Annotated in this window: 29 protein-coding genes; 14 read left to right on the plus strand and 15 right to left on the minus strand. The window is 50.7% G+C overall.

Annotated elements, in window-relative coordinates; all coding sequences use genetic code 11:
* Positions 1 to 70: 70 nt before the first annotated feature.
* From GVJ32_RS15850 to pilG, 4 genes are all read right to left on the minus strand, one after another.
* Entirely contained in the window at positions 71 to 2,104 is a 2,034-nt protein-coding gene (locus GVJ32_RS15850; protein ID WP_159241057.1) for a methyl-accepting chemotaxis protein, read from the minus strand.
* A 98-nt stretch (positions 2,105 to 2,202) separates the two neighbouring features.
* Entirely contained in the window at positions 2,203 to 2,742 is a 540-nt protein-coding gene (locus GVJ32_RS15855) for a chemotaxis protein CheW (RefSeq protein ID WP_159241058.1), read from the minus strand.
* Positions 2,743 to 2,774: 32 nt separating this feature from the next.
* The gene (locus tag GVJ32_RS15860) at positions 2,775 to 3,137 is read right to left on the minus strand and encodes a response regulator (protein WP_159241059.1); all 363 of its coding nucleotides are present in this window, start codon (positions 3,135 to 3,137) and stop codon (positions 2,775 to 2,777) included.
* 102 nt (positions 3,138 to 3,239) lie between these two features.
* A complete protein-coding gene (gene pilG, locus GVJ32_RS15865) occupies positions 3,240 to 3,632 on the minus strand; it encodes a twitching motility response regulator PilG (RefSeq protein ID WP_159241060.1) in 393 nt (130 codons plus the stop codon).
* Between the two features lie 245 nt (positions 3,633 to 3,877).
* Between pilG and gshB the strand changes: the two genes are divergently transcribed.
* The 4 genes from gshB to ruvX all read left to right on the plus strand — a co-directional run bounded on the left by gshB (position 3,878) and on the right by ruvX (position 6,797).
* Positions 3,878 to 4,846 (plus strand): glutathione synthase, encoded by a 969-nt coding sequence (gene gshB, locus GVJ32_RS15870; RefSeq protein ID WP_159241061.1) that lies wholly within the window; start codon positions 3,878 to 3,880, stop codon positions 4,844 to 4,846.
* A complete protein-coding gene (locus GVJ32_RS15875; protein WP_159241062.1) occupies positions 4,843 to 5,727 on the plus strand; it encodes an energy transducer TonB in 885 nt (294 codons plus the stop codon). Before gshB ends, GVJ32_RS15875 begins: the two co-directional genes overlap by 4 nt.
* A 61-nt stretch (positions 5,728 to 5,788) precedes the next feature.
* The gene (locus tag GVJ32_RS15880; RefSeq protein ID WP_159241063.1) at positions 5,789 to 6,358 is read left to right on the plus strand and encodes a YqgE/AlgH family protein; all 570 of its coding nucleotides are present in this window, start codon (positions 5,789 to 5,791) and stop codon (positions 6,356 to 6,358) included.
* A 16-nt stretch (positions 6,359 to 6,374) separates the two neighbouring features.
* The gene (gene ruvX / locus GVJ32_RS15885) at positions 6,375 to 6,797 is read left to right on the plus strand and encodes a Holliday junction resolvase RuvX (RefSeq protein ID WP_159241064.1); all 423 of its coding nucleotides are present in this window, start codon (positions 6,375 to 6,377) and stop codon (positions 6,795 to 6,797) included.
* 4 nt (positions 6,798 to 6,801) lie between these two features.
* Here ruvX and GVJ32_RS15890 read toward each other — a convergent pair whose 3' ends face one another.
* Complete coding sequence (locus GVJ32_RS15890) at positions 6,802 to 7,962, minus strand: PilT/PilU family type 4a pilus ATPase (protein ID WP_159241065.1); 1,161 nt, start codon at positions 7,960 to 7,962, stop codon at positions 6,802 to 6,804.
* 39 nt (positions 7,963 to 8,001) lie between these two features.
* On the minus strand, positions 8,002 to 9,036 hold the full coding sequence (locus GVJ32_RS15895) for a type IV pilus twitching motility protein PilT (protein ID WP_159241066.1): 1,035 nt from the start codon (positions 9,034 to 9,036) through the stop codon (positions 8,002 to 8,004).
* 219 nt (positions 9,037 to 9,255) lie between these two features.
* Here GVJ32_RS15895 and GVJ32_RS15900 point away from each other — a divergent pair, with 219 nt between their 5' ends.
* From GVJ32_RS15900 to GVJ32_RS15945, 10 genes are all read left to right on the plus strand, one after another.
* On the plus strand, positions 9,256 to 9,963 hold the full coding sequence (locus GVJ32_RS15900; protein ID WP_159241067.1) for a YggS family pyridoxal phosphate-dependent enzyme: 708 nt from the start codon (positions 9,256 to 9,258) through the stop codon (positions 9,961 to 9,963).
* Positions 9,964 to 10,085: 122 nt separating this feature from the next.
* Positions 10,086 to 10,904: a pyrroline-5-carboxylate reductase gene (gene proC, locus GVJ32_RS15905; protein WP_200841460.1), complete on the plus strand. Its 819-nt coding sequence runs from the start codon at positions 10,086 to 10,088 to the stop codon at positions 10,902 to 10,904.
* A gap of 5 nt (positions 10,905 to 10,909) precedes the next feature.
* Positions 10,910 to 11,497: a YggT family protein gene (locus GVJ32_RS15910; protein WP_159241069.1), complete on the plus strand. Its 588-nt coding sequence runs from the start codon at positions 10,910 to 10,912 to the stop codon at positions 11,495 to 11,497.
* 3 nt (positions 11,498 to 11,500) lie between these two features.
* Positions 11,501 to 11,803 (plus strand): DUF167 family protein, encoded by a 303-nt coding sequence (locus GVJ32_RS15915; protein ID WP_159241070.1) that lies wholly within the window; start codon positions 11,501 to 11,503, stop codon positions 11,801 to 11,803.
* 82 nt (positions 11,804 to 11,885) lie between these two features.
* A complete protein-coding gene (gene metX, locus GVJ32_RS15920; protein WP_159241071.1) occupies positions 11,886 to 13,070 on the plus strand; it encodes a homoserine O-succinyltransferase MetX in 1,185 nt (394 codons plus the stop codon).
* Positions 13,060 to 13,650, plus strand: a complete 591-nt coding sequence (gene metW / locus GVJ32_RS15925; protein ID WP_159241072.1) for a methionine biosynthesis protein MetW — start codon at positions 13,060 to 13,062, stop codon at positions 13,648 to 13,650. Before metX ends, metW begins: the two co-directional genes overlap by 11 nt.
* Positions 13,651 to 13,673: 23 nt before the next feature.
* A complete protein-coding gene (locus GVJ32_RS15930; protein ID WP_159241073.1) occupies positions 13,674 to 14,144 on the plus strand; it encodes a DUF4426 domain-containing protein in 471 nt (156 codons plus the stop codon).
* A gap of 12 nt (positions 14,145 to 14,156) precedes the next feature.
* Entirely contained in the window at positions 14,157 to 14,780 is a 624-nt protein-coding gene (rdgB, locus tag GVJ32_RS15935) for an RdgB/HAM1 family non-canonical purine NTP pyrophosphatase (protein WP_159241074.1), read from the plus strand.
* Positions 14,781 to 14,782: 2 nt separating this feature from the next.
* Positions 14,783 to 15,421 carry a 2Fe-2S iron-sulfur cluster-binding protein gene (locus tag GVJ32_RS15940; protein ID WP_159241075.1) on the plus strand — a complete coding sequence of 213 codons (639 nt, stop codon included), beginning with the start codon at positions 14,783 to 14,785 and terminating at the stop codon, positions 15,419 to 15,421.
* Positions 15,422 to 15,616: 195 nt separating this feature from the next.
* Entirely contained in the window at positions 15,617 to 17,260 is a 1,644-nt protein-coding gene (locus GVJ32_RS15945) for a TIGR03545 family protein (protein ID WP_159241076.1), read from the plus strand.
* Between the two features lie 197 nt (positions 17,261 to 17,457).
* Here the strand turns inward: GVJ32_RS15945 and GVJ32_RS15950 are convergent, their stop codons facing one another.
* The 9 genes from GVJ32_RS15950 to GVJ32_RS15990 form a co-directional block, all read right to left on the minus strand.
* Positions 17,458 to 17,751, minus strand: a complete 294-nt coding sequence (locus GVJ32_RS15950; RefSeq protein ID WP_103683734.1) for a type II toxin-antitoxin system RelE/ParE family toxin — start codon at positions 17,749 to 17,751, stop codon at positions 17,458 to 17,460.
* Entirely contained in the window at positions 17,748 to 17,972 is a 225-nt protein-coding gene (locus GVJ32_RS18505; protein WP_159241077.1) for an addiction module protein, read from the minus strand. Before GVJ32_RS18505 ends, GVJ32_RS15950 begins: the two co-directional genes overlap by 4 nt.
* A 424-nt stretch (positions 17,973 to 18,396) precedes the next feature.
* Positions 18,397 to 18,705, minus strand: coding sequence for a tetratricopeptide repeat protein (locus GVJ32_RS15960; protein WP_200841456.1), 309 nt, complete (start codon positions 18,703 to 18,705; stop codon positions 18,397 to 18,399).
* 104 nt (positions 18,706 to 18,809) lie between these two features.
* The gene (locus tag GVJ32_RS15965) at positions 18,810 to 20,030 is read right to left on the minus strand and encodes a heme biosynthesis HemY N-terminal domain-containing protein (RefSeq protein WP_159241078.1); all 1,221 of its coding nucleotides are present in this window, start codon (positions 20,028 to 20,030) and stop codon (positions 18,810 to 18,812) included.
* A complete protein-coding gene (locus GVJ32_RS15970; RefSeq protein WP_159241079.1) occupies positions 20,027 to 21,160 on the minus strand; it encodes a uroporphyrinogen-III C-methyltransferase in 1,134 nt (377 codons plus the stop codon). Before GVJ32_RS15970 ends, GVJ32_RS15965 begins: the two co-directional genes overlap by 4 nt.
* A 20-nt stretch (positions 21,161 to 21,180) precedes the next feature.
* Entirely contained in the window at positions 21,181 to 21,966 is a 786-nt protein-coding gene (locus GVJ32_RS15975; protein WP_159241080.1) for a uroporphyrinogen-III synthase, read from the minus strand.
* The gene (hemC, locus tag GVJ32_RS15980; protein ID WP_159241081.1) at positions 21,947 to 22,894 is read right to left on the minus strand and encodes a hydroxymethylbilane synthase; all 948 of its coding nucleotides are present in this window, start codon (positions 22,892 to 22,894) and stop codon (positions 21,947 to 21,949) included. The genes GVJ32_RS15975 and hemC overlap by 20 nt, the downstream gene beginning before the upstream one ends.
* Before the next feature lie 88 nt (positions 22,895 to 22,982).
* Complete coding sequence (locus tag GVJ32_RS15985) at positions 22,983 to 23,717, minus strand: LytR/AlgR family response regulator transcription factor (protein WP_123183631.1); 735 nt, start codon at positions 23,715 to 23,717, stop codon at positions 22,983 to 22,985.
* Positions 23,714 to 24,802, minus strand: coding sequence for a sensor histidine kinase (locus GVJ32_RS15990; RefSeq protein WP_159241082.1), 1,089 nt, complete (start codon positions 24,800 to 24,802; stop codon positions 23,714 to 23,716). Before GVJ32_RS15990 ends, GVJ32_RS15985 begins: the two co-directional genes overlap by 4 nt.
* Between the last annotated feature and the right edge of the window lie 6 nt (positions 24,803 to 24,808).

Consider the following 24,808-nt stretch of genomic DNA (forward strand, 5'->3'; position numbering starts at 1 on the left):
TCACAGTGCCGCCGAAACTAGCAGCAACTGGGCAAGCTGAATCTTCTTGGCTAGTCGGCAACAAAGGCAATCAGAGTTGCTGCTCTGGCAGCGTGAAACCGGCTACCGAGCTACGCAAATCGTTGGTCATTTCTGCCAGCGCACCAATCGATCTAGCAGTCTCTGTTGAGCCAGCAGATGTTTGTGAGGTGATTTGCTGAATGACCTGCATCGTTGACGATATTTGCCCTGCTGACACCGCCTGATCCGCCGCTGCACTAGAGATATTTTCAATAAGCTCTGCCAGCTCCTGCGATACCGTTTCGATTTCGGTCAAAGCCGTACCCGCATCCTGTGCGAGACGCGCCCCGCGCACAACCTCGGAGGTGGTTTGCTCCATCGAGATAACGGCCTCGTTGGTATCTGACTGAATGGTTTTTACCAAGGCTTCAATCTGTTTAGTTGCACCAGATGAACGCTCTGCAAGGCGTTGAACTTCGTCCGCAACAACCGCGAAGCCTCGACCAGCATCACCCGCCATCGACGCCTGAATCGCAGCGTTTAGTGCCAGAATATTAGTTTGGTCGGCAATATCATTAATCAGCGAGACGATATCGCCGATCTCCTGCGAGGACTCACCCAAACGCTTAATACGCTTAGAGGTTTCTTGAATCTGCTCGCGAATATTGTCCATGCCTTTGATGGTGTTCTGTACCACCTCGGCACCGGTATTTGCGATGGCAACCGAGCGCTGTGCAACCGTTGCTGACTCCCGTGCATTTGATGATACCCGGTCGATGGTTTGCGCCATTTCTGATATTGCCGCCGACGCACCCGCAATCTCTTTTGCCTGACTCTCCGAGGCTTGCGCCAAGGTTAAGGCGGTAGACTGGGAGCTCTGCGCCGCAGAAGACACCTCTACCGCAGTTTCGTTAATTTGCGATACCAGTACCCGTAATTGGTCGATGGTGTAGTTGATCGAGTCGGCAATGGCGCCGGTAAAATCTTCTGTTACTGTTGCCGAGGTGGTGAGGTCACCATCTGCAAGGTCGGCCAACTCATCCAGTAAGCGTAAAATTGCTGTTTGGTTTCTTTCATTTGCGTCCGCTGTCTCGCGCAGGCGCATCCCTGTATTACGCATTGACTGCAAAGCTAAAACAGTAAGACCAAACAATATTATTCCGACAAAAATCAATGCACTGACTACCGACAACGGTCGCTTGTCAGACAGCTTTGCAATTTCTGATGATAACTTACTCGTTACCTGAGTGATTTCTGGCACCGTCTCAGCGATTAACATTGCCGCTTCAGAGGATTTCAATAACTCCGGCGACACCTCAAAAATATTCCCCATCGAACCACTTAACTGCTGGAAGGACCCAGCAATAGCAGCCAAAATGGCTTGCGCCTTGGCATTGCTTATACGCTCAACGCCAATCGCACTGTTGCCTTGCAACAAGCCATTCAATACCGTGCCAAATTCGCTGGCATCGATAGTAAATTGCTCCGCTGCCTGGGTAGCCGCATCACCGCCGCCGATCATCTTATCAACGTGGCGGCCAATACGTTCAGCCAACCAAGACTGACGTTGGGCAATAGCGACTTGCTTAGCATCTGCGCCGCTTTTTAGTAAAATTTCTACCACTCTATTATTGTTTTGCTGCAAGTCTGGCAACTGCAGATTTAAATTTTCAGCAACTTGGTACAAAAAGACAATTTTCTCACTATTACCCGTAATGGTGTCCGAGGCACTGTCTACCTGCGCCCACAGCACATTTAGGCGATCTATGTCGCTACCCAGCATTGCCGCAGGCGATGGCAGTTTTTTCGTACCATCGACCAACTGGCTACGGGCTTGTTCAAAATTGCGCTGGGCGCGCGCCAAAGCATCAAAACTCCCCTTATCGCCCAGTGCCGCCTCCCGCGAGGTGTTCGCAATCTGCTGGGCGTATAACCGCATCTCACTGGTGAGCTCTAGGTAACGCTGATCGTAGTCGGCGTCTCGCAAAATAATATAGGTGTTTAATCCAGCACCCACAAAACCCGCCAAAATAACTATAACGAGAAGACTCACAACCCGGCTGGTCCGCAGTCGTGCGAGCGCGCCTTGATTACCTGCTTTCATTTACCGAACTCCCAGTGCTGATATTTGATATTAAAACCGCCACACGAATCATTGCTGCCATTCCGTGCCAAGGCTTCATATTGTGTTTAACTCCGAGCTTATGCTGCTACGGTATAAAAATTGTTATCTTCTATTAATTGTGCAGGCCTAAATACCGCCCACTGCCGCTGCCCTTGCTGATAACTTCCCTGCACATAATTAGCAAAAGAATCGCTTTGCAAACTGCACTCCAAACGATAGGTTTCAGCATCAAAATGCTGCATACCGAACACGTCATCAACAATGAGGCCTAAATAAATATCACCTTTTTCAATAACGAGTACCCGTCTCTGGCGCTGATCCAGCCCCGCACGCACGCCAAGAAACGCCGTTAAATCAACCAGCGGTAGCAAGCGTCCCCGCACATTAGCCACGCCGCGCACCCAAGACTTCACACCAGGTAAACGAGTGACGGCAGGCTCGGTTAGCACTTCGGCTATATCGTCCATTGCAGTGACACAATATTGCTCGCCAATACGAAAACCGACGCCACTCCACGTAATCACATGATTGTCGCGGGCACTCGGCAAGACGCTAAAGCCAGCTTGGAATCTAGCAGCGAGACTGTGCAAATAATCAAATGGCAGGGTATTAGACATAAGTCATCCAAAGTCGCCGCTTCTAGCCACGACTAATTAAGTACCGCATCAATGGCCTTTAAAAGACCTTTGCTATCGATTGGCTTAGTTAAATAGCCCTTAGCACCTTGACGCTGCCCCCACAAACGATCGGTCTCTTGATCTTTTGTGGTCACAATAATGACGGGGATACCGCTAGTGTCAGGGTCGCGACTTAGTTGTCGAGTCGCCTGAAAACCATTCAGGCCTGGCATGACAATATCCATCAGCACCACATCAGGCATCTGCGTCTTCGCAATATCTAGGCCTAACTCGCCACTTTCCGCCGTTAAAACTTCGTAGCCGTTTTTACTAAGAATCTCTGAGATCTTAAAAATTTCAGTTGGGGAGTCATCAACAATAAGAACCCGTGGCATCTTCCTTCCTCATCGGTAGTACTATAGCTGCAGCGCATAACATGGCCGTAAACCGATCACAAAGACCGATTCCACCATTTATTTAACTCGGCAAAACGCAAATTAAACGTGCGCAACGTGTACGTGATTCTGAATCGCCTCAAGCAATTCACCTTTGCTAAAAGGCTTAGTCAGGTATTGATCTGACCCGACGATACGGCCCTTCGCTTTATCGAACAAGCCGTCTTTGCTAGACAACATAATCACCGGCGTAGACTTGAATTCAGTATTATTTTTAATCAAGGCGCAGGTTTGATAGCCGTCTAAGCGCGGCATCATAATGTCGACAAAAATGATATCGGGTCTAGTATCAGCAATTTTTGCCAAGGCGTCAAAGTCATCCACGGCGGTAACTACTGTGCAACCCTCTTTGGCTAACAAGGTTTCAGTAGTACGACGAATTGTTTTGCTATCGTCGATAATCATAACTTTCAGGTCGGAAAAATTAACTTCCATAAGAATGAGTAACCTTATAAGGCTTGCGTATTAATGCGCTAACAATCCAGTGTCTTATCGCACGGTGTTGGTTTTTTTACCACGTAAAGCAGGCTGACACCATCATCCAGTGGTGTCAGTAAAGCAAAATTGTGCGAATAGGCAAACTTTCATTGTTTTTACGGTATTCTATGGTCGGTAATTATTAACTCAGTAAGGCAGCTAAACAAAGCCTATTTGCAAGGTTTTAGGACACAGGTATCAAAATGACTATTCGCCTTGGCGTAGTGATGGACCCCATCGAGAACATCGCCTACAAAAAAGACTCGACCCTCGCTATGCTCTGGGCCGCGTCCGCGCGGCACTGGGACATCAGCTATATGACCCCAGCCGACCTCTATGTTAGCGAAGGACTGGCGCGCGCCTCCGCCCAAGCTCTTCAGGTGTTTAAAGATCCAGAGCATTTCTACGAGCTAGGTGACAAACAAGATATCGGCCTTGGCGAACTAGACGTCATTTTGATGCGCAAAGACCCGCCCTTCGACAATGAGTTTCTCTACGCAACCCATATTCTTGAACTGGCAGAGACCCAAGGTGCGTGGGTAGTTAACAAACCCAGCAGCCTGCGCGACTGCAATGAAAAACTCTTTGCCCTGCAATTTCCTCAGTGCGGCCCAACCCACTTAGTTAGCCGCGACCAAGCTAGGCTGCGCGCCTTTCACGCCGAACACCGCGATGTCATTATGAAACCGCTAGACGGCATGGGTGGTAGCTCAATTTTTAGGCTAAAGCCTGATGACGCCAACGTTGGCGTTATCCTCGAAACCCTGACCAACCACGGCCAAACCACGATTATGGCCCAAGTATATTTGCCAGAGATTCGCGACGGCGACAAACGTATTCTGCTGATTGACGGCGAGCCCGTACCGTATTGCTTGGCCCGCATCCCCGCCAAAGGCGAAACCCGTGGCAATCTTGCCGCCGGTGGAACGGGCCGTGCCCAGCCGCTGAGTGACGCTGACCGCCGCATTGCCGCTGAAGTTGGCCCTGTTGCCCGGGCAAAAGGCCTATTATTTGTCGGCCTAGACGTTATTGGCGACTCACTCACCGAAATCAACGTCACCAGCCCAACCTGCATCCGCGAGATCGACACCCAATTTGGCACCGATATAGCTGGCCAATTAATGGACTGCATCGCCGCCAAACTCAACGATGCGAAGCAGCTTAATTCATGACCCCTGTGGCGGCACCGTTTATAGAGAATCAAACTCCACCCGATAGGCTGGGGTTTATTATTGCGGTCGCTACCGCCATGCACCTCGCCGTCATACTCGGTATCACTTTTGCTCCGCCCGAAGCCCGCGTTAAATTACCTAGCCTAGAAATCACCTTAGCCCAGTACCAGAGTAAAACGGCACCAGAAGATGCTGATTATCTAGCTCAATTCGATCAAGTGGGGAGCGGCAGCTTAAAAGAGAAGGCCGAACTCAGCACCACCGCCGAGAGCGCTTTTCACGACAATACCCTGCGCGATGAAGAGGCCCTAAAGCTAGCCAAGTCGGTGCCTGACAATGTTGGCAGCTCCCTCCTCAGCACCACGGCCGCGTCAGCTCGCAGCACCAAGCCACAACAAACCCGCATGCTCCACCAGAAGCAACCCTGGGACGGCAGCGACGATAGCAGCCAGCTCAGCGAAAATATTTCTGCACTGGAAGCTCAGCTTGAACAGCTCAATCAAAATTATGCCCGCATGCCGCGCCCCAAATTTATCACCTCGGTCGCCACCAAAGGCTCACCCGACGCGCTGTATCTAAACCGATGGGAGAAACGAGTAGAAACCGTGGGCAACGCCAATTACCCCGAAGAAGCGCGGAAACTAGGAATAGAAGGCGAACTGCGTCTCTTACTATTGCTCATGCCCGACGGCAGAATAGATGAGGTACGTATTTTAAGCAGCTCGGGCAACCCCATATTAGATCGCGCCGCCCACAGAATTGTGCGCTTAGCGGCCCCCTACGAGGCCATTCCTAGCGACGTGTTGGATGGCAAAAATCGTCTCGGTATCGTGCGCACATGGCGTTTTGAACGCCAATCCCTCAAAACCAATCAAAGCTAAATTTGCTGTTTATCTCGGCTAACAACTTGTGTTTGCAGTAATATCACCGATACTTAGAGCCATGACCAATTCCACTTTCCCATCACTCAAGAATCACTTTTTGATCGCCCTGCCTGCGCTCAAAGACGGGATTTTTACCCGTAGCATTACTTATCTGTGCGAACACGATGAACTCGGCGCGATGGGTATCATTATTAATCACCCACTCGATATGGACGTAGATGAAATACTTGAGCAACTGGAATTAGACGGTCACATTTATAATCACCAACAGCCTGTCTATGCTGGCGGCCCCGTGCATACTGACCGAGGATTTGTATTGCACCGTCGCGACGGCAAACCCTGGGAGGCCAGCGTTGACGTCTCCGACACCGTAAGCCTCACAACCTCCTTGGACATCCTCAATGCCATTGCTCGCGACTGCGGCCCAAGCCAAAGTCTTATTGCTCTCGGCTACGCCGGCTGGGATGCTGGCCAGCTTGAAGAAGAGCTGCAAGACAATGCTTGGCTTACCGTCGCCGCCAGCGACCATGTTTTGTTTGATGTCGCGGCCGAAGACAAAGTCGATGCGGCTCTCGCCATCCTCGGCATCAATTTCTCGCAAATCGCACCAGATAGCGGTCACGCTTAAGGAAACACTCTACCCAATGAGCGACAAACTCAAAACCCTACTCAGCTTTGACTTTGGTTTGCGATGGATTGGCTGTGCGGTGGGTCAAACCCTAACCGGCACCGCCAGCCCACAGGCCTCACTACAAGCCAAAGACGGCATTCCGCGCTGGGAAGATATCGACAAGCTCATGACCGAGTGGAAACCCGATGCCGTGGTAGTAGGACTACCGCTAAATATGGACGGTAGCGTATCTGAAATGTCGCAGCGGGCCAAAAAATTTGGCAACCGTATTCACGGCCGCTTTGGGATTGCCGTGCACTTTGCCGACGAGCGCCTGAGCAGCTTTGAAGCGCGTGGTGACATCATTGACGACACCGGCTCCCGCGATTTCAAAAACCAGTCTGTAGACAGCCGCAGTGCCGCGATTATTTTAGAAAGTTGGATGCGGCAAATCTAATCACTTACCGACGATAACCACCGCGCGCTGGCGGTTTGTTGTTCGGATGATCTTCCTGCATTGTTAAGCCACCCGCCATTTTCTGCATTTGTTCAGGGTTATTATCTGCACCCAACTTAATTAGCAGACGCAAATCGTTGGCAGAATCCGCATGTGCAATGGCGTCTTCATAGGTGATCTCGCCAGCAACGTACAAATTGTATAGAGCCTGATCAAAGGTCTGCATGCCCTGCTCGGTAGACTGCCGCATTAAGTCTTTTACCGCTGCCACATCACCTTTGCGAATTAGATCTGAGGCCAGCGGCGTATTCAGTAAAATCTCTACACAAGCTCGGCGGCCCTGACCGTCGCGGGTAGGAATAAGCTGCTGGGCCACCATCGCCTTAAGATTTAACGACAAGTCCATCCACAACTGCGGATGCCGCTCAGCGGGGAAAAAATGCAAGATACGATCGAGGGCTTGGTTGGCATTGTTCGCGTGCAAGGTACACAAACACAAGTGACCAGTTTCTGCGAAAGTGATCGCCTGCTCCATCGTTTCGCGGGTACGCACTTCGCCAATCATAATGACATCCGGCGCCTGACGAAGCATATTTTTTAAGGCCACCTCAAAGGACTCGGTGTCTATACCGACCTCGCGCTGGGTAACGATACAACCACGGTGTTGATGCACAAATTCGATGGGGTCTTCTACGGTAATAATATGACCACGCGAATTCTCATTGCGATGGCCTATCATCGCCGCCAGCGAGGTCGACTTACCAGTGCCCGTCGCGCCAACAAAAATAATTAGCCCACGCTTGGTCATCGCCAACTCTTTTACCTGCTCAGGTAAGCCCAGTTGATCGGTGCTCGGAATATTCGTCTCAATACGGCGCAGCACCATACCGACCAAGTTGCGCTGATAAAAAGCACTTACCCGAAAGCGCCCGATGCCCCGTGCACTAATGGCAAAATTACACTCTTTATCCCGTACAAACTCACGGCGCTGCTGGTCGTTCATTACCCCCATCACCACTTCGCGGGCTTGCTCAGGGCTGAGCGTATTACTGCTCACGGGTAGCAGCTGGCCATTCACTTTAATAGATGGCGCAACACCCGCAGAGATAAACAAATCCGAAGCGCCTTTCTCCTGCATGATTCTTAGCAGTTTTTCAATTTCCAATGGATGGCTCCTTACGGCATTGCGGCAACACAGACAAGATCAGAAATTCTCTGGGAAACGCGCTTTTAGGCGCGCGGCGTCGCGACTGATAAGGCGCTTCTGCAGCAGATTTTTCAAACACTGATCCATCGTTTGCATTCCCACTGCGGCGCCAGATTGAATAGAGGAATACATCTGCGCCACTTTATCTTCACGAATCAAGTTACGAATAGCTGGGGTGCCAATCATAATTTCGTGAGCGGCTATTCGGCCGCCCTCCGGTTTTTTCAGCAGGGTTTGCGAAATAACGCCCTGTAATGACTCGGATAACATCGAACGCACCATCGATTTTTCTTCACCGGGGAACACGTCCACTATCCGGTCAATCGTCTTCGCCGCCGAGGTTGTATGCAAGGTGCCAAACACCAAATGCCCCGTTTCAGCAGCGGTCAAGGCCAAACGAATTGTTTCTAAATCCCGTAACTCACCCACCAAGATAATATCGGGATCTTCACGCAGAGCAGAACGCAATGCCTCGTTAAAACCGTGGGTATCGCGGTGCACTTCACGCTGATTAAGCAGGCACTTTTTTGATTCGTGAACAAATTCTATCGGGTCTTCAATGGTCAAAATATGGTCAAATTTATTGTCATTAATATAATCAATCATTGCCGCCAGCGTGGTTGATTTACCCGAACCCGTCGGGCCAGTTACCAGCACAAGCCCGCGCGGAAACATCGATATATCTTTAAATACCTGTCCCATACCAAGGTCTTCTAGCGACAAAACCTTAGAGGGAATAGTACGAAATACCGCGCCCGCACCGCGATTTTGGTTAAAGGCATTCACCCTAAAACGGGCCACACCGGGCACTTCAAACGAGAAATCGGTTTCTAAAAACTCCTCGTAATCACGGCGCTGACGGTCATTCATAATCTCATAAATCAAGCCGTGCACTTCGCGATGTTCCAGCGGTGGCAAGTTTATGCGTCGCACATCGCCATCTACCCGAATCATCGGTGGCAAGCCCGCTGACAAATGTAAATCCGAGGCATTTTGCTTGGCGCTAAAGGCCAGTAATTCTGTGATATCCATGAAAGTCCTCAAGCGGCATTAAAGCGATTTACGGCAGATCGGCCCGCTGAAAATCTGCACCACGCCAAATTACGTTCGCATTATTCGCTGTGACGTAATTCCACGTCCTAAATATCGTCAATTCAAAACTGTATAACGCGATGTGATTATCGTACAGCACAAAGTTTTTATTTTAAGACTATGCGGCACGGCATTCCGGCATCAGGCATAATCTCAAGCATGATTACATCAGCAGACATAGTAGCCAATATAGCAGCAATTCAGAGCCGAATAGATGCCGCCTGCAAACTTTATCAGCGGCGCAGCCGTCCCACGCTTATCGCTGTCACAAAAACCCGCAGCGCAGCAGAAATCACCACGGCTATTAATGCGGGCATCAGCGACATCGGCGAAAATTACCTGCAGGAAGCCCTCGACAAGCAAGCCGAGCTAAGCGTACAGCCTAAGCAGTGGCACTTTATTGGCCCTATTCAGGCAAATAAAACCCGTGCTATTGCGAGCCATTTTGACTGGGTACACAGCGTGGATCGCGCCAAAATCATCACTCGTCTCAATGATCAACGCCCGCCAGAGCTAGCACCCTTAAATATTTGCCTACAGGTGAACATCAATGATGAGACTAGCAAAGCGGGAGCGGCCAAAGATGCTATTCCCCAGCTCGCTGCATTAGTGCTCCAACAACCTCAACTCCGCCTGCGCGGACTAATGGCGATTCCCGTCAACACCGACGATATTCAGCAGCAGCGACACAATTTTGCCGCGCTACGCAGTATTTTCACCGACCTGCAGGCAAAATTCCCCAGTGCAGTACTGGACACCTTGTCGATGGGCATGTCCGCCGACATGGAAGCCGCCATCGCCGAAGGGGCAACCTTGGTGCGGATCGGCAGCGACATTTTCGGGCCAAGACCAAGCCCGTCGCGCTGATCTAGCTCGCATTGACTGCCAGTATCAAAACGGGGCTGATATACTGCCCGCGTTAATTTCCAGCCAGTGCCTCAGTTTCGAGCGCAAGTGGCATAAGTAAACGGGGAAATAGAGTGGAAGAAATGCGAATTGGCTTCATTGGCGGCGGCAATATGGCCTCCAGCATCATCGGCGGACTGGTCGCCAGCGGCATGTCTGCCAGTAAGATCTGGGCCAGCGACCCCAATGCCGACAGCTTAGCTAAACTCAAAGACGTCGCCCCAGTGAATACCGGCAGCGACAACCATGCGCTAATCGCCGAAGTGAATGTACTCATTCTGGCGGTTAAACCGCAAATTATGAAACTGGTCGCCCAAGACATCGCCGATGCGGTGCAAGCCCATCAACCTTTGATTATTAGCATCGCCGCCGGCGTCACCAGCGGCAGCTTAGCTGGCTGGCTGGGTGGCAATCCCGCCATTGTGCGCTGCATGCCCAACACCCCCGCGTTAGTTCGCAGCGGCGCAACAGGCTTATATGCCAATGCACAGGTGGATAACGTGCAACAGCAACAGGCCACCACCATATTAGAAGCTGTCGGGCTCGCACTTTGGGTTAATCAAGAAAATCAGCTCGACGCCGTTACCGCGCTCTCTGGCAGTGGCCCCGCCTACTTCTTTTTGGTCATGGAAGCCATGCAGGCCGCCGGCCGCGAGATGGGTTTAAGTGACGAGGTCGCCAATCAACTTACTCTGCAAACCGCCTTAGGTGCAGCTCAAATGGCCATTACTAGCGACGTAGATGCCGCAGAATTGCGCCGCCGCGTTACCTCGCCAAAAGGCACCACCGAACGCGCCATTAATATGTTAGAAGACGGCGGTTTACGCCAATTATTTGCAACCGCACTCAACGGCGCTCGCATCCGCGCCGAAGAGCTTGCCATCGAACTGGAAGGAGAATAAGGCGCATGACAGCTGCTGCTGAAATCACCATTATGCTGCTAAACACCATTATCAGCTTAGCCATCACTGCGTTTTTACTGCGCATGATATTGCAATTAGTACGCGCGGATTTTTACAACCCTATCTGCCAGTTTTTGGTGAAGGCCACCAACCCGCTGGTTATTCCACTACGCAAAATTATTCCCAGCATGGGCAAGATCGACACCGCTTCCTTACTGCTAGCACTGATTGCGCAAGCGGTAGGTATTGCACTGCTATTCCAACTTTATGGCGGCGGCTTTCCAAATCCCGCACAGCTATTAATTTGGTCGGTTATTGGTGTGTGCAGCGCTATATTAAATCTGTATTTCTTTGCCATTATCGGCAATATTATTATGAGCTGGGTCGCCCAGGGCGGCGCCCACCCTGCAGCACAGCTTTTGTATCAAATCACCGAGCCAGTCATGGCGCCCTTCCGCAAATTACTGCCAGCAATGGGTGGGCTTGATCTGTCGCCGATATTCGTATTTTTATGCATCAAAGTGCTAGAAGTCGTTTTGCGTCACGGCGCGGCAGCAGCAGCTTTACCTAGAGGCCTAATAATGGGACTGTAAGCTGTGACGGAGCCCTCTGACTTTTACCGCTGGCAAAATGGTAATTTAATCTTGTTCTGTCATATTCAAGCGGGGGCCAGCAGCGACGAGTTCGCCGGCCAACATGGCAACAGATTAAAAATAAGAGTGCGTGCGGCGGCAACAGACGGTAAGGCCAACGCCAATTTAATCGCGTTTATCGCCAAAGAGTTTGGCGTTAGCAAGCAGCATGTTGAGCTGACTCGCGGCAGTCAAAATAGACAAAAAACGCTTATAATTTCATCGCCAGCAAGCATTCCCAAGGCCTTGAATTTAATTAAGCAGTAAATACAGACCCTAGCTAAGGATCGATACCAACGCGTTAAGCCGCTGGCAACACCGTTATCAGCTATTAAGGAAACTGCGCCACATGACACAAGCTCCGCCCAGCACAAATACTGCGGATCAAAATAGCGTCGGCATCGTTGTGCCGCAAAAACTGCACTTCGACCAACCCTTGCAGCTGGCCTGCGGCCGCGCCTTGCCCGCACACGACATTGTTTACGAAACCTACGGCGAGCTAAACACCGACAAGTCCAATGGCATTCTAATTTGTCACGCCCTGAGCGGACACCACCACGCGGCAGGTAAGCACAGCGAAGACGACCGTAAAACCGGCTGGTGGGACAGCTGCATCGGCCCTGGCAAACCCATCGACACCAATGTCTTCTTTGTACTGAGCATTAACAATATCGGCGGCTGTCACGGCTCTACCGGCCCCACCTCGATTAATCCCGACACTGGCAAGCCCTGGGGACCTGATTTTCCGTCATTGCGCTGCCGCGACTGGGTAGAAAGCCAGCACCTGATGATGCAGCACTTTGGCATCAGCCAGTGGGCAGCAGTGATCGGTGGCAGCTTAGGGGGCATGCAAGCCATGCGCTGGGCCCTGGAATACCCCGATGCATTACGCCACTGCATTGTCATTGCCTCAGCAATGAAGTTATCTGCGCAGAATATCGCCTTTAATGAAATTGCCAGACGCGCCATTACCTCCGACGCCAATTTTTATGAAGGCCGCTACCTTGAACACCAAACCCTGCCAAAACAGGGGCTCGCACTAGCGCGTATGGTCGGCCATATTACCTACCTGTCTGAAGACGGCATGAAGCAAAAATTTGGCCGCGAACTAAAAACAGGAAACCTGTCGCTGGGCTCTGGCTCAGACACCGCAGTGGAGTTTGAAGTAGAAAGCTATTTGCGCTATCAGGGTGAAGCCTTCTCTGGCAGTTTTGACGCCAACACCTATTTACTCATGACCAAAGCGCTGGATTACTACGACCTAGCAAGGGAGTACAACGACGATCCAGCAGAAGCATTTAAACACGCCAAATGCGCGTTTATGGTTGCCTCCTTCACCACCGACTGGCGATTTGCACCCGCCCGCTCACGGGAAATTGTCGATGCCCTTGTTGCCGCGAACAAATCCGTCAGCTACACAGAAATAGAAGCCGACCACGGTCACGACGCCTTCTTAATACCAATACCGCGCTATATGGATGTCTTCCACGCTTATATGAAACGACTCAAACAGGAGCTTGGCCATGCGCTTTGACCTCACCCTGATTCAGCCGTGGATTAATGCCAACAGCCGCGTACTCGACCTTGGTTGCGGCGACGGCATGCTGCTAGAGACCTTAAGCAAAGAAAAGAATGTCTCGGGCATTGGTCTAGAAATCGACCCCGACAATATCACCCTCGCCTTGGCGCGGGGCGTCAATGTTATCGAACACGACCTCAATGTCGGCTTGGGCAATTTCCGCGACGACAGCTTCGACATGGTAGTGATGACGCTGGCACTGCAAACCCTTCGCTACCCGCATTTGGTCATCGACGAAATGCTGCGCGTTGGTCGCGAATGCATCGTCACCTTCCCCAATTTTGGCCATTGGCGTAGCCGCTGGTATTTAGGACATCGCGGCAAAATGCCGGTATCAAAATTCCTTCCTTATACATGGTACGACACACCGAATATTCACTTCTGTACCGTCAAGGATTTTGAAGCACTCTGTGACGAAAAAAATATTCGTATTTTAAACAGCAGCGTCATCGGCGCTGACAACAGCCAATCGCCATTGGCGAATCGTTTCCCCAATCTATTAGGTGTGACGGCGGTTTATCACATCAGCAAATAACTCTGCATATACCGAGCAAAACTATGAAACTAAATATTACTTTTTTAAACATTTCCGCATTGTTTTTCAGCCTCTTACTTAGCTTTAGCGCACAAGCCCAAGAAGCACCACCGGTGACCGCAACCAGCTCAAACTTTGGCAAAGACACAGTGCACTACAGTGTTGTAAACACCACCTTCCTTACCCCGCAGGTCGCGAAAAGTTACGGCATTATTCGCGGCGAAGATAAGTTCATTATTAATGTATCGGTAAGACGCCAACTCAACACCAGCAATATTGCCGTGCGTGCCAAGGTCAAAGGTAACAGCTCTGACCTTATTCACCGCACGCCCTTAGAGTTTAAAGAAATTATTGAGCAAGATGCCATTTACTATATTGCTGAGTTTGAACTCAGCAACGACGAGCGCCAAGATTTCCGTTTATCAGTCAATGTAGACAATCGCCCCAGCTACGATATTCAATTCAATAAAATGCTATACATCGACGACGAATAGGCAGAAAACTCCGTGTCCAGCTCCTCTAACAATACCGTCGTCCTCGCCAGTGGCAATCGTGGCAAGCTAACTGAGCTTGGCAACTTATTAGCCGGCATGGGCATTACACTGCGCAGTCAGGCCGAATTTGATGTAATAGAGGCCGACGAAACTGGCCTAAGCTTCATCGAAAACGCCATTCTAAAAGCCCGCAATGCCGCCCGCCAAACCGGCTTTGCTGCGCTCGCCGACGACTCCGGACTCAGCGTAGATACACTCGGCGGTGCACCCGGCATTTACTCGGCGCGCTACGCGGGCGAACACGCCCAAGATGCCGACAATAACGCCAAACTATTAGACGCATTAACAGGCGAAACCAACCGCCGCGCTCACTTTCACTGCGCCTTGGCCTTTGTTCGTCACGCTGACGATCCCGCCCCCATCGTCAGCGAAGGGTTATGGTACGGCGATATTTTGTCTGCCCCGCGCGGCAGCAATGGTTTCGGCTACGACCCACTCTTTTACATAGCCGATCTAAATCTTTGCTCAGCAGAACTCAGCAAAGAACAAAAAAACCAGCTTAGTCATCGCGCGCTGGCCTTGAGTCAATTACTACCCAGACTCCGCGCTGAATATTTGCATTCCGCTAACTGCTAGGTATGAACAAGCTAAGGCTGTCGATCATTGATACCGCGCTTAGCCTGCCAATCCGCAGTGACCTAAATTTATTAGAACAATGCTTGAGTTCCAATTTGGTTGTGGCGCGCAGCTGCCGCAACGGCAACTGCGGCCGCTGCGACAGCACACTATTAAAAGGCTGCGTACAACTGCGCAATGGCCAGTGCATTAAAGGCCCCTCAACCATTGCCCTATGTGTTAGCTATGCCCAGAGCCATTTACAGATCAGCCATCTACCATTAATAAAATCACCCTCACACTGGCGCTGCCAATGGCAAAATCCAAGTCAATTATTACTACCCGCCGGCCGACAAATTCCGCCGCACAAAGGCGACATCTGCGCCATACTTTTTGAAAATTCCGTAGAGCTAAATGAAGTTGCCGACATCACCGGACGCAATATCCACTTACTCAATACCTGCACAAACACTAATCACAGCGTTAGCCTGATCACGATTGACCGTGACCACCAAGGTCAATATGCGCTTTGGCGAGAGCATCAACATCAGCGCCAGACACTTTGGGCACACATAAACCACGCTACCGCACTTATCGCCCAAGCCGCTTATCTACAAAACACTAACGGCGCTCGCTACCATATCGAAATGCTTCAACGTTAAAATGCACCACGCCGCACTAAATGCAAAATCTGTGGTCTAAACCGCCTTGCGGTTTAAGTCACTAAGGGAACACGCTATGCTTAAATCCATATAAATAGCGCGTAACACCGAGTCATAACAACTCATTCATACAATAAGTAATGCGGCATCAACGCAATTAGCGTGCAACTGCATCGAATCTGGAGAAACAATCTCATGGTCAAACGAATATTGCAGGGTATTGTTGTCCTGCTTGTTATTGCGGTGGTCGGCGTCGTTTTTGCCCTAGAACCCATTGCGAAATTTATGATTGAGCGCGAGGGCAGCAAACAAGTTGGCGCGCGGGTTGACGTCGACAGTGTAGACATCAGTTTTTACCCCACCCACGTCGCACTCAACGGCCTAACCGTCGCCAATCCACAAGAGCCAATGCGCAATCTAATAGAAAGTGAAACTGTATCTGCTGACGTAGATGCTAAAGCGCTATTTAAGATGCAAGTCATTGCTGATCAAGTCGTACTGTCTGGCCTGCAAATGTACACCGCACGCAGCACCCCTGGCACTTTAGATGGCAGCATGCCGCCACCAAAAGAAGAAAGCGAAGGTTCAATGCCAAGTATCGCTTTGCCCGATGCAAATGCACTACTAGCTGAAGAAAAAGCCACCATTCAGGCCGAAGTCACCGACATTCAAAATGGCTTCACCACAATCGAATCGCGCTGGAAAACCAAATCTGAAAAGCTGCCAGATCAATCACAATTTGATCAGTACAAAGTCCGCTGGAAAGAACTAAAAAATAAAAATGTTATTGAGCGTATTGCCGGCGCCAAAGAATTGCGTAACGACATTAAAGCCGAGCTTCGCCAGTTTGAAAACTTAAACGAAGACCTAAAAACAGACTCTGCTGCAATCAAATCCCTAAGCTTACGCGCAGCAAATCTACCCGCAGACCAGTCTAAGCGTATGCTGTCCAAATACGGCCTAGACCAAGGCACAGAAGGTATGCTGCGCTTCTTGTTAGGCGACGAAGTAAATACTGTGGTACAACGCGGCCTCAGCCTCTACCAAGAAACAATGGGAAATATGGCGAGCGAAGAAGAAGCGCCTGCTAATGACGAACCTGCAGCAGAACTGCCGGTTAATATCTTAATCCGTAAAATCCTCATCGACGGCTACCAAGTTATTGGCGGTGAAAAACTCGCCTACTCTGGTGAAATCAATGACGTCACCGACAAACAAGACTACTGGAACAAACCCATCACGATGGCGCTACGCGGTGGCATGGAACAGAAGTCACAACTAGTCATTGACGGTATTTTTGACCAACGCAACGACACCCTTAAAAGCGTCTTCAATATGGGCTTGAAGCAATTAGCCCTGTCCGGTGTATCGCTGTCGCAAAGCCCCGACTTACCGTTGCAACTCGAGAAAGGGATTGCCGATATCGCAGCCAACTTCTCTATAGACGGTAATAACCTCAAGGGCTCGGTGGAAGGCTTAGTTGACCAAGCCAAACTATTGGTTGCCAATGTCACTAGCGACAACAAAACCGCCACCCTTCTCGCTGCTGCCTTAGAAGACGTCACTAAATTAGTCATGGATATGAGCGTAAACGGCACCGTCGACCAACCCGCCATCAAACTCAAATCAAACCTAGACAGCATACTGGGTGACGTACTTGGCGCAGAGCTCAAATCACAACTCGGCGAAGTAGAAGACAAACTTAAGGCCAAACTCAGTACAGACTACGGCCCGCAAATTGCCAGTTTCCAAGAGAAACAAGGCATGCTTAGCCAATACAAAGACCTATTAGGCGACCGCGAAGCAGCGTTGCAGGCGCTGATGAAAGAATTGATGTAGCAATCAGTTAGCAAATACGCGTGTTAAAGGAGCGCATCTCTTATTGAGGTGCGCTATTGAAAGAAGAATTCAAATCGCAGTTCAACATGTTTGTCCTTCTTTAAATGCCACGTGGTTTCGTCGTAGATACTTGGAGCTGAGCGCGCAACACACGCGTCGGGCTAGAGTGCCGAAGTGCGCTCTGTGTAAGCGAATTATTAAAGCCTGCCCAGCCAATACTGTGGGCGTCGCCGGTCGTGAGCAACCGCCAGAACCTGAAAACCACCAAGACTTTCTCGGTAAACGATTGATAGGGGAAATCTGTGAAGGGGTACTCTACGAATATCGGGCAGTAACTCAACTTGCCAAGCTTTTGGTGACTCGCCAAGCAAATTAGCTAGGGCTTCAAATTCCTCTATGAAGGCTCCACCCAATCCAGGAACTTTGGATTCATAATAGCCAACTGATTCCAGAAACTCGGCTTCCGCTGCCGGGTGAAAATAATAGTTCATTTAATGAGAGCTCTAGCCTTCCTCATTACATCCTCACCAGGCACAGGCTGAACTGTGCCATCATCAAGCTCCTCTCCTCTACGTCGGGCCTCAAGCAACCAATCAGACCTAAGCTCCTCTTCTGACGGAGACTCCATACTCAATACTAATCGCTGTATCAATTGAGCTCGCTCCTCTTTAGAAAGGTGCAGCGCCTCGTCTTCAATTTTCTGGAGATTCATAGACAAAACCTCTTGCTCACATTTCACTCAATTTTGACACAGATAGGTACCAGGTGCCACGACTCGGCGTCTTGCTTTAGCGCCGCCAGCAGGGTAGGAACGCGAGGGCAACCATCTCTGAAAGCGTTTACATCTCGTTCTAGCACCAAATAATCAGGGTATGTATTCGGCAACTTGCCTCGATAGCCTGCTCACTTCGGCCCGTTATCAAGGAGTGTAGCTATGACGATGATTTATAAACTTTAGGGGATTTAATGTAATACTGAACCCACTACCGGCGAAACAAAACTGCCCCTTTCTTTCTACTGACTATTCCCTTCCCTTGAGCCTATTCCGCTTTTGATAAAGTTCAATAAGTTAAGCAGCCCGTGAATGCATTAATGGGAAGGGCTCTAGAGTTCAAGTGCGTTGGCAACGCGAATATTTATTTCTTCAATTTTTTCAAAAAGACGGTGATTTCTTTTTCCGTTTGCTTATCACCTTTGCGTAGCGCTGATTCCAAACCGGATTGCCACACGGTTTCCGCCGCGACTTTGTCGCCCATCTTAAGATGCGCTTTACCAAGTAAATTCCATGCCGCAGAGTAGCCTGGATCTAGCTGAACACAGTGTTGCAAATGCGCTATTGCGGCATCTGACTTACTGTCATCGAGGTAAGCTTTGCCCAATCCAAAACGCAGCATTGCGCTGTCATTGCCTTTGGCGAGCATTTTTTCTAGGGCGTCGACATTCACATTTATATCCTAGAGTTGATTCTCGGCGCACTGCCGCGCGAATTTAACTATTAAATCGGTAAAAAACTTTTGTTCATCGAGACGGTCACTGCAAGACTGAACAATTAGTGCCCAGTTAGGCGTGGCTGCGGCAGCTGCGGTAGAGCTTGCCCCTGCAATTGCAGGCCTTCGTGGGTATAGCGCTCTGCCTCGCTATGATCGTTCATATTGCTAAGCAGGCGACCGAGTTCAAAACAAACCTCAGTGCTAGGGTTACGACGATAACAACGTTCAAAATAATCTTTGGCCTTGCCCCACAGTTCATTTCTTAATGAGAGGCGGCCTAGGCTTAGCAACAAGGCTGTATCTTCTGGATGCTCTTTTAGCCAAGCCTCTGCGGTGGAGAGTTGCCGTGAAGTATCTGCTCCCGCGATAAGTCCGTAGAGCAGTACCAAATTTGCAGACCAATTTTGCTTTAATGCGAGGCGCAGCGCTTTTTCTGCTGCGGCCTGATCGCCTATGGCCACCAGCGTTCGGCAATAAATTAAACTTAAGTCTGTATCGCGCTGCCATGTACGCGACAAGTGCTTCCACCATTGCTGCACGCCACTGACATCTGACTGCTGTGCAGCCTGTTCTAATTGGCCCATCAAGGCCTGACGCTCTAAGCTATCTATTTTTTCAGAAGGTAGAATATTGTGCTTACGCAAGTCTGGCAGCAATTCTAACAACGAACTCCAGTCGCGCAAACCTGAATACACTTTTTCTAGCAAACTCAATACCGAGGGATGACGTTCCGCATTACGGCGCGCACGGGTGAGTGTTGCCAATGCTTCTTCAAGACGGCCCTTATCGACTTGCATTTCGGCTTGAGTTAATGCAACCGCAATGCTGGCCTTGGCGCTGGTTTGCTCTGCTAAACCCAAGTAGTGACGACTCGCTGCAGCGTCGCCCATCGCGTGACTAGCTCGGGCTGCTAATAGGTAATTTACTAATGGCGCTTCACTGCCTTTCAAAGCATCAGTTAATAAAGTGCGCGACTTTGCCCAATTACCTTCGATAAAGGCAATCATACCTAAGGTGGTGTGGCTGCGACCGCGACTCGCTTTGCGGTCATTCCAAAAGCTACCAATTTTATCGCTCACTTTAGCGCCGCGACGCAGTCCAACAAATACAAAAATAAGTATAAACATAAACACAGCAAGAACCGCTAAACCAACCCAAATGGTCATTTCAACCGTCGTCTGTGCGTAGGCAATAAGGATATAACCAGGATCATGCTGAATCGCCGCTGCCAAGCCTGCCGCCAGCACGAGGGTTAAAAGAACCGCAATGAATATTTTCATTGGCGAACCTCTTTCTGCCAGCGATTACTTTTAATGTACTCTTTTAAGCTGCGTAGCGAACCAGAAATATCCGCTATCTCATTCTGTATCGGAAGCTCTGCCAATACCGCTATTTGCTGTAGCAATGTGTCACGATGCTCATCGAGCTGATAATAACGATTTAACCATGCCGCAGATTTTTCTAATGCACGGCGATACAAATCGGACTGATCAGCCAATAAGGCTAGCTGTGCCTGCTCGAACATGAGCTGCAAGCTCGCCCGCAGAGCCGCTTCTTGCTCGGGGGCCAATTGCGCGCGGAAGTTTTCTTCGTGGTGACGAATACGAATATAACTGCGCAATTTATCCCACGCCGCCATTAAGCCACCTTGTAAACGCTGCTGCCAATCGCTTTGTTCCTCTGTGGCCGCTACCGGCTCATAGCTCGGTGCTTTATAAATTTTTAGCTTTTCTGCCTCGGTCGCCAGTGCCTGTAGGGCTAAATAACTTCCCTCTACATCCCGCTGCGCACTGCCTTGCAAGGCACCAATTTCTTTCGCTATCTCGGCGCGCACTGGGTGCAGGGCTGCGTCATCTAAATCTCTTAAAATTTCATCTGCACTGCTAAGCAATTGCGCGGCTGAGCGCGGGTCGTGGCTGAGCTGTACACGCTGGTTTGCAAGACGTAACAAATATTCCACTTCAGCCAACAACCAATCACGACGATCTACCGTCGCCAGTGACTGCACTTTTACTTCAAGATCTTGGCTACGACGGCTCAGGGCGTCTAAGCGTGCGCTGGCGTCGCTACGCAATTGCGCTAGCGCTTCGCGCTGGGTACTGATTAGAGATTTAAATTCTGCCTGTGAAGCACTTAGGGTACGCAGCTCTGATTTAAAGTTATCGCTGGTATTTTGTTCCTGCGCGGCAAGCAATTGCTCTTGCTGGTACATCCAGCCCGCCAGCGCCAAGGCGGCAATGGCAACTAGCAATGCAAGCAAGCCCAGCAAATTGCTACTTGATTTAGGTTTTTTTTCAGGCGTTTTTTTTGCGGATTTAGCAGGCGCTGGTTCAGAGGCGCTAATCACCGCTGGGTCCTGCGTCGTCACCGTGGTTTGCTCTTTATTTTCTTCCGGTTTGTCGCCGCTCATTATGTTCTCTCGAGATCCATTTAATGATTGTTTTCAGCATAGTTTGCGAGTGCTGCTAAGCTCGCTGTGGTGCCGGCATTATCTGCCTGAATAATCTGCCGATAGCCCTGCTCGCGGGCTATATCCGCTACCCGCGCGCTCGGTAACAACACGGGGTAATTAAGCGCCTCAGCGCCCATCAATTCAGTAAAGTGGTTTAAAGTTTCGCCACTATTTAATGCCACGACATTTATACGGTGTTGTAACAGCAATGCCCGCAATTGGCCACCGCCAATATCTGGCCTACTGCGTTGGTAGCATTCGACATAATCCACCTCGGCGCCCCGTGAAGCTAGCTCCGCAGCCAAATATTCACGACCACCCACGCCGCGAACAATCAGCACTTTGCTATTTTTTAAGCACTGCAGGTCATCGCTGGCCAACAGGCTTTCGCTATTCATCGCTGGCGCGCTTTGGTGAACACGAATATCCCGCTCTGCCAATGCCGCCGCCGTAGCCGCACCAATTGCATAAACTTGAATACCCAGCGGCCATTGAGGCCAGTACTGTTCGATTTGATCTAGACCGTATTGCACCGCATTCACACTAATAAATATGAGTTGCTGGTATCGATCTAAATCCATCAGCAAGCGACGGCTCTTTTGAATCGCGGCGTCATGCTCTGGCGAGGACAGCGGCGCAATATCTAACAGCGGCTGCAAAACCACCTCTGCGCCAGCGGAGCCTAAAGCAGCGGCAAACTCCCCACTGCGATCCGCTGGCCGCGTTACCATCACCCGCAAATTACTAAGCTTTGCTGTCGCCATATACCGCCTGCAAAATAGCGCCCGCGCCCTGCGCCAATAGCGATTCAGCCACGGCAATACCTAATGCCTCGGCTTGATCGCGGGGGCCGCGCTGCTCTGCGGTGAGGATGGTTTTGCCACTTGGCTCGCCAACCAAGGCCCGCAGCCAAAGTTGTTCGGGATTCTCTGGGTCGGCAATAGCATAGCCTGCTATAGGCACCTGACAACCACCTTCAAGGCGGCGGTTCATGGCCCGCTCAGCCATAACCTGCTCTGCAGTCACCTTGTGATGCAAGGGCTTTAGTAAATCAATCACCCGCTGGTCAGCTAAGCGTGTTTCAACCCCAACTGCGCCCTGACCACAGGCGGGCAAACTAGATTCAACCGGCATTAAAGCGGCAATTCGATCTTCTAGTTTCAGTCGAATCAAACCCGCGGCAGCAAGAATAATTGCATCAAACTCACCTTCATCGAGCTTGCGTAGCCGAGTTTGCACATTACCGCGCAGGCTAGAAATTTGCAGGTCTGGGCGTTGCGAACGCAGCTGACATTCGCGCCGCAAACTTGAGGTACCAACCCGCGCTCCCTTTGGTAACTCATCGACTGAGGAGAAGTGATTACTCACAAAGGCGTCGCGGGGGTCTTCGCGATCACAAATAATCGCCAAGCCCAAACCTTCCGGAAACTCCATTGGCACGTCTTTCATGGAATGCACAGCAATGTCGGCGCGACCATCAATAAGGGCTTGTTCAAGCTCCTTAACAAATAGCGCTTTGCCACCGATTTTAGACAGGGGGGAATCTAGCAACTGATCGCCGCGGGTGGTCATTCCCAGCAGCTCAACTTCTAAACCTGGATGAGCGGCCTGCAACTCGGCCTTAATGAATTCCGCCTGCCAAAGTGCCAGCAGGCTCTCGCGGGTGGCGATGCGGATTGTATTGTCGGACATGAATATTTCCGTTGAACACCGTGGGGCCACCATGATACGCCAGCAAGAGCGCTGACAAAACCGAAAACCGGCCCCAAAAACCAATGTATTACATGCCTTTTGCCAACAGCGCCCGCACCGCCGGCAGATAACGGCGGCTAATTTGTGGCCCATCGGCAAGCCCCTGCAGCTTAACCCTATAGCCGGCAACACCGTGGCGCTCAATGCCCTGCACATAGGCCAAGGCCACCAGCGCATTGCGATGAATGCGCACAAACTGCGCCGCAAACTCCTGTTCCAACTCCCGCAGGCTATCGTCAATCAGCAGCTCACCATCAGGATGTACCGCGCTCACGTATTTATGGTCGGCATAAAAATAGCGCACCGCAGACACCGGCAATAGACTAATTCCCTGTGGGCCAGATGAGGATAATTGGCGCCGCTGAGTCGGAGGCTCAAGCTCAGCCAATGCTGCGATTTGCGCTTTGTTAAGTCGCGACAGACGCCCAAACACAGCGGCCAATTTTTCCCGTTGAATGGGCTTTAGCAGATACCCCACCGCCTGTGCATCAAACGCCGCAATCGCGTATTCATCATAGGCCGTGCAAAACACAATGGCCGGCGATGATTCCCGCTCGGCTAAAATACGCGCCAGCTCAATGCCGCTCATACCCGGCATGGCGATATCTAATAGCAATGCGTCCGGCTGGTGTTGTTCAATTTCTGCTAGAGCCGCCTCGGCGTTTGCGGCCTCAGCAATTATTTCGATACCGTCTAATTCTTGCAGCAGTCGCGCCGCGCGCTGGCGCGCTAGGGGTTCGTCATCAACAATTAATACCTTCACGCCAAGCCGCCCTGCATTTTTTGCAATGGAAATACCGCCCGCACGCGGTAGCTATCGCCCTGCAATTGACCCTTAAAATCGGCGCGATCGCCAAACAGCGCCTGCAATCTGAGCCGAATATTTTCACTGGCCATGCCGTTGCCTATTTCGATACCCGCCGAGGTGGGCACAGGGTTTTGCACTTCTATTTCTACCATGTCGCCGCTTGCCCGCGCGCTAATGGCAATAACGCCCCCCGCCGGCAATTGCTGTATACCGTGCACAATGGCGTTTTCGATTAAGGGCTGCAGTAATAGCGAGGGTACCGAGACATCATCATCAAGCTCGGCATTCTGCCAATCAATTTTGAGCCGCTCTTCCAAACGAGCGCGCTCAATACGTAAATAGCGTTCGCACAAATCACGCTCATCTGCCCAGCGCACCACACTCATACCGCTTTGCAAATTTGCCCTAAATAAGGCGGCCAAATCCTCTACCGCTTGCTCCGCCTTATCCGGCGCCACACTAATGAGGCTGCTGATGCTATTGAGGGTATTAAACAAAAAATGCGGACGAATACGGGAGTGCAGTGCATCTATGCGCGCATGCAAGCTACTCTGCTCCCGCAAGCGATACTGCAAACTTAGGTAGGCGTAGCGCATACCAATACCAAGCAATACACTCACCACCACCAAGGTCTCAGCCAGAGCCCAATAGTCGAGCAGCCAGACTTTACCGCGCAATCCGCTAGTCATTAGCCACTGCCCAAGCACAGTAACGCAGGCAACCCAAAGCAAACAAACCACAAAACTAAGCCCCGCTGTTTGTGCGCTGCTAAACGAGTCCAATAATGGTTTGAGCAAATTCAAGATTGCCGCCGCCCCCAGCAAACACCAGAGGGTAAACATGCCAGACATACCCAGCAACACCCAGTCAAAATCCCGCAAACCCGATTTCAACAGCGTGAACATAATGGCGAGCAAGGACGCGAACAAGACGATTAGCAATAGTGATTGCGGACTAGACAGATTGCCAATAAACGACACCCGCTGAGCTAGCGGTGATGATGGAGGGTTTAGCTGCGTTTTGCTTTGCCAACGCGACACGGAATC

Origin of the sequence: Zhongshania aliphaticivorans, assembly GCF_902705855.1 — a bacterium.
In the GTDB taxonomy this organism is placed as follows: domain Bacteria; phylum Pseudomonadota; class Gammaproteobacteria; order Pseudomonadales; family Spongiibacteraceae; genus Spongiibacter; species Spongiibacter aliphaticivorans_B.